This window comes from Phenylobacterium sp. (assembly GCF_025934275.1).
GTDB lineage: Bacteria > Pseudomonadota > Alphaproteobacteria > Caulobacterales > Caulobacteraceae > Phenylobacterium.
The window spans coordinates 1-4,144 of sequence record NZ_JAICYI010000103.1; the positions used below are offsets into that span (position 1 = coordinate 1).

General features: G+C 68.4%; 6 protein-coding genes. 2 read left to right on the forward strand and 4 right to left on the reverse strand.

Features of this window, described 5'->3' with window-relative positions; genetic code table 11:
* The first annotated feature begins 86 nt into the window (after window positions 1–86).
* Window positions 87–1,145, forward strand: a complete 1,059-nt coding sequence (locus Q0W60_RS17255; protein ID WP_297697314.1) for a deoxyhypusine synthase — start codon at window positions 87–89, stop codon at window positions 1,143–1,145.
* A gap of 70 nt (window positions 1,146–1,215) precedes the next feature.
* Here the strand turns inward: Q0W60_RS17255 and Q0W60_RS17260 are convergent, their stop codons facing one another.
* The 3 genes from Q0W60_RS17260 to Q0W60_RS17270 are packed head-to-tail and all read right to left on the reverse strand — an operon-like array spanning window position 1,216 to window position 2,366.
* On the reverse strand, window positions 1,216–1,644 hold the full coding sequence (locus Q0W60_RS17260; RefSeq protein WP_297697315.1) for a hypothetical protein: 429 nt from the start codon (window positions 1,642–1,644) through the stop codon (window positions 1,216–1,218).
* An 11-nt stretch (window positions 1,645–1,655) separates the two neighbouring features.
* Window positions 1,656–1,973, reverse strand: coding sequence for a hypothetical protein (locus tag Q0W60_RS17265; protein WP_297697316.1), 318 nt, complete (start codon window positions 1,971–1,973; stop codon window positions 1,656–1,658).
* On the reverse strand, window positions 1,974–2,366 hold the full coding sequence (locus Q0W60_RS17270; RefSeq protein WP_297697317.1) for a DUF2089 domain-containing protein: 393 nt from the start codon (window positions 2,364–2,366) through the stop codon (window positions 1,974–1,976). It abuts the gene before it with no gap.
* A 147-nt stretch (window positions 2,367–2,513) separates the two neighbouring features.
* Between Q0W60_RS17270 and Q0W60_RS17275 the strand changes: the two genes are divergently transcribed.
* Entirely contained in the window at window positions 2,514–3,302 is a 789-nt protein-coding gene (locus Q0W60_RS17275) for a phosphatase PAP2 family protein (RefSeq protein ID WP_297697318.1), read from the forward strand.
* A 6-nt stretch (window positions 3,303–3,308) separates the two neighbouring features.
* Here Q0W60_RS17275 and Q0W60_RS17280 read toward each other — a convergent pair.
* On the reverse strand, window positions 3,309–4,144 hold an 836-nt coding region (locus Q0W60_RS17280; protein WP_297697319.1), incomplete at its 5' end, for a divalent metal cation transporter.

Below are 4,144 nucleotides of genomic sequence, written 5' to 3' on the forward strand. Positions count from 1 at the left end.
AAGGGGGAGGGGCTTCGGGCCCGTCGCTCCGTCCGGGCCCCGAAGAGATTTTCCGGACGGGCGCTCAAACTCTCGAGGCAAAGAGAATGAACGCTGACGTTCAGAAGTCGAACCGCAAGGCCGAGCTCCTGGCCAACACTGTCGAGCATGTGGCGATCGACCAGTTCGACGCGCGGCCGATCATCGACGCCATGCGCCAGATGAGCTTCACCAGCCGCGACACCGCGCGCGCCGCCGACATCCTCTTCATGGCCCTGGAGGATCCGGCCTGCTCGACCTGGCTCACGCTGGCCGGATCGACATCGGCCGGCGGCTGCATGCACATCTACCGCGACATGGTGAAGTACGGGATGGTCGACGCCATCGTCGCGACCGGCGCCTCGATCGTCGACATGGATTTCTTCGAGGCGCTCGGCTTCCAGCACTACCAGGCCCAGGGCGGCGTCGACGACCGCGACCTTCGCGCCCTCTACATCGACCGCATCTACGACACCTACATCGACGAGGAGGAGCTGCAGGCCTGCGATGCGGCGATCTACGAGATCTGCGAGAGCCTGGAGCCGCGCCCCTATTCCAGCCGCGAATTCATCCAGGCGATGGGCAAGTGGCTCGCCGACGGTCACGCGAAGAAGCCGGATAGCCTGGTCGAGACCTGCTGGCGCGAAGGCGTGCCGATCTTCGTGCCGGCGTTTTCCGACTGCTCGGCGGGATTCGGGCTGGTGAAGCACCAGGTGGAGCGCCGCAAGGCGGGCCGGCCCTACGTCTCCATCGACTCGGCGGCCGACTTCCGAGAGCTCACCGAGATCAAGATCGCGGCCGGCGCCACGGGCCTGTTCATGGTGGGCGGCGGCGTTCCGAAGAACTTCGCCCAGGACACCGTGGTCTGCGCCGAGATCCTTGGCCACGAGGTCGACATGCACAAATACGCGGTGCAGATCACCGTCGCCGACGTGCGCGACGGCGCCTGCTCATCGTCGACGCTGAAGGAGGCCTGCTCCTGGGGCAAGGTGGACGTGACCTGGGAGCAGATGGTGTTCGCCGAGGCCACCACCGTCGTCCCGCTGATCGCCTCCGACGCCTGGCATCGGGCGGGCTGGAAAAAGCGCGAACGCCGCCGCTGGGCCAAGCTGTTCGACGCGGGATAGGGAAAAAGGACCGCCGTCCGGGATAAGGGACGGCGGCCAGTCATCGCGGCGTCTTGGGGAGGCCGCTCGGTTATTCGCAGAACACGCGGACCTTCGCGCGGGCGTCGTCGACGTCGACCTGCAGGTCGTTCAGGTGGTCGATCAGAGCCTCGAGGTTCTCGGGCTTGAGCTCGTTGAGGTTGAACGGCACGCCGTTCTTCTCGAGCTCGGCGTTGACCTGCTCGCGCGCCTTGGGCGGGATCAGGTGCGTGAGCCGCACGCCGGCCCGCAACAGCGACATCGGCACGCGGATGTTCACCTTGGTCGGGCCACCCTCGCCCGGCTCGTCGGAGTCGACGGTCACGCGCAGGTACTTGGGCTGGGCATTATGGCCGAGCGGGGCCGCGGCCTCGGGCTGCAGAGCGCGTCGGTCGAGCGCGGCGAGCAGGCGCTCGGCCTCGTCGGCGGTGATCTTGCCCTCCGCCAGCATCTGCAGGATCGAGCGGCGATCTTCGTTCATGAGGAGGTCTCCTAGAGGATGCGGAGGCTGATGAGCGCGTCCGCGGTGTCGACGTGGACGATCGTGCCGCCGAGCGACAGCAGCAGCCGGCCGAGCGCCAGCGCGGCGGCGTAGGGATTGCCCGGCCGGAGGGCCGGCGGCGCCAGCCAGGCGAGCGGCGCCAGAAGCAAGGGGAACGGCGACAGCAGCAGGAACAGCGGCGTGAGCGGTAGCCACAGGCGCACGACCGTCCGAGGCCGTGGCGGCGCCGCCAGCCGGGGCGAAGGGGGAAGGCTGCCCTCCGTCACCGCTTCTGCGAAGCGGCTGACCGCGCGGGGATAGGCGGGCATCTAGCGAGCCTCCAGTTCAGCGATCGCCTGGTCGGCGCTGATCTCGCCGCGCCTGAGGCGCTCCAGCACCTCGGCGCGATCGGCGCCCGCGGACGCCGGTCCGATGTCGACCTCCAGCAGCGGCAAGGCGTCGGCGATCCGGTTCAGGCGCGACTTGACCGTCGGGTAGGAGACGCCGAACACCTGCTCCATCTCCTTGATCGAGCCGTGGCTGCGCACAAACGCGGCGACGAACACCTGGTCCTCGGCCGACAGCTGCGCCAGCGTCGGCAGCTCGAAGGCGCCTTCGATGGCGATGCCGCGATCGAGCAGCCGCACCCGCTCGATCACGATGGGACGGCCCTGCGTCAGCTCGCTCAGCGCCTGCCAGTCTTGCGTTTTTGCCGCATCCATGAGTCGATAATTAATTTTCTCAATCTATGAGTCAAGAAAATTAATTTGAGCCAGGCGGTCCTCTCTGCGGCTTGAATACCGTTCCGGGCTCTGCGACACCGAGGCTGGCGAGTGGTGGAGGTTCGGATGGCTGGGCGGATCGGAATCTTGGCGGCGGCGTCTATCGGCCTCCTGAGCATCGGCGCAGCGCCGGCTCCGCAGACCGCCCCGCCCATGACCGCTCCGCCGCCCGGGGCGAGCGGCTATCTCGGCCCGGCGCTGCCGGACACCTACGCCATCTTGCCCCCCTCCCCCGCCAAGGGGAGCCCGCGTGAAAAGACGGACCAGGCGGTCTTCCAGGCCACCCGGGCTCTGAAGGACACGCCCCGCTGGGCGCTGGCGCAGAACGACGCCAACCAGGCCGCGATCGTCCAGGACCTGGCCTGCGCCATCGGCGTCGAGCTGACGCCGCAGAACGCGCCCAAGACGTTCGCCCTGATCCTCAAAATGGCCCCCGACGTGAGCCGCGCCACCAACCGGCCGAAGGACATCTACAAGCGGCCCAGGCCCTACCTGCTCTATGGCGGCGACATCTGCGTGCCGAAGACCGAATCGCTGGCGGCGAGCCCCGACTATCCCTCGGGCCACAACGGCTGGGGCTGGGCCATCGGCCTGATCATGGCCGAGCTCGCGCCCGATCGGGCCACCCCGATCCTGATGCGGGCCAGGGCGTTCGGCGAGAGCCGGATGGTCTGCGGCGTGCACTCGCTGAGCGCCGTCCAGGCCGGCCGGCTGAACGGCTCGATCGTGGTCGCCGCGCTGCACGGCGATCCGGCGTTCCGCGCCGACCTGGACGGGGCGCGCGCCGAGGTGGCCGCCGTCCGCCGGAGCGGCCCGGTCCCGGACCCCGTCGCCTGTGCTCGCGAAGCCCGGCTGGTGGCGCAGAACCCCTACTGAACGGAATTACTTCGCGACGAACATGGCCACGACCGCGACGCCCATCACCGCCGTCGCGGCCCAGCCGAAGGTGACCTGCACGGGTGAGGCCACGAAGCGGCCCAGCTCCTGGCGACGGCTGGCGACAACCATCATGGCCGCCATGATCGGGACCGAGATCACCCCGTTTATCACCGCGCTCCAGAACAGCGCCCGGATCGGGTCGAGGCCCGAATAGCCGACCGCGAGGCCCAGGACGACCGCCGCCACGATGACGCCATAAAAGCCTGCGGCCTCCGTCGGCTTGTACTCGAGGCCGCACTTCCAGCCGCGAAGCTCGCCGACCGCATAGCCGACCGAGCCCGCGAGCACCGGCACGCCCAGGAGGCCGGTGCCGACGATGCCCAGGGCGAACAGGACGAAGGCGAACTCACCGGCCACCGGCCGCAGCGCCAGCGCCGCCTGTTCCGAGGTCTGGATATCCGTGAGGCCGTGGGTGTGCAGGGTCACGGCGGTGGTGAGAATGATGAAGAAGGCGATCAGATTGGAGGCCCCCATGCCGACAAGGGTGTCCCACTCGATGCGGCGCAGCTCGGCCTTGGCGCGACGCCCGTCCCGGATCAGAGGCCGTTGATGCTTGGCCTCTTCATCCTCCACCTCCTCCGAGCTTTGCCAGAAGAACAGGTAGGGGCTGATGGTGGTGCCGAAGACCCCCACCACGACGACGATCCAACCACCGTCGGGAAGCTGGGGCAGGACGGTGCGGATCGCCACCTCCGCCCAATCGATGTGCACCGCGAACACCACCGCCACGTAGGCGAACAGCGACATGGTCAGCCACTTCAGGAAGCTGACGTAGCGAT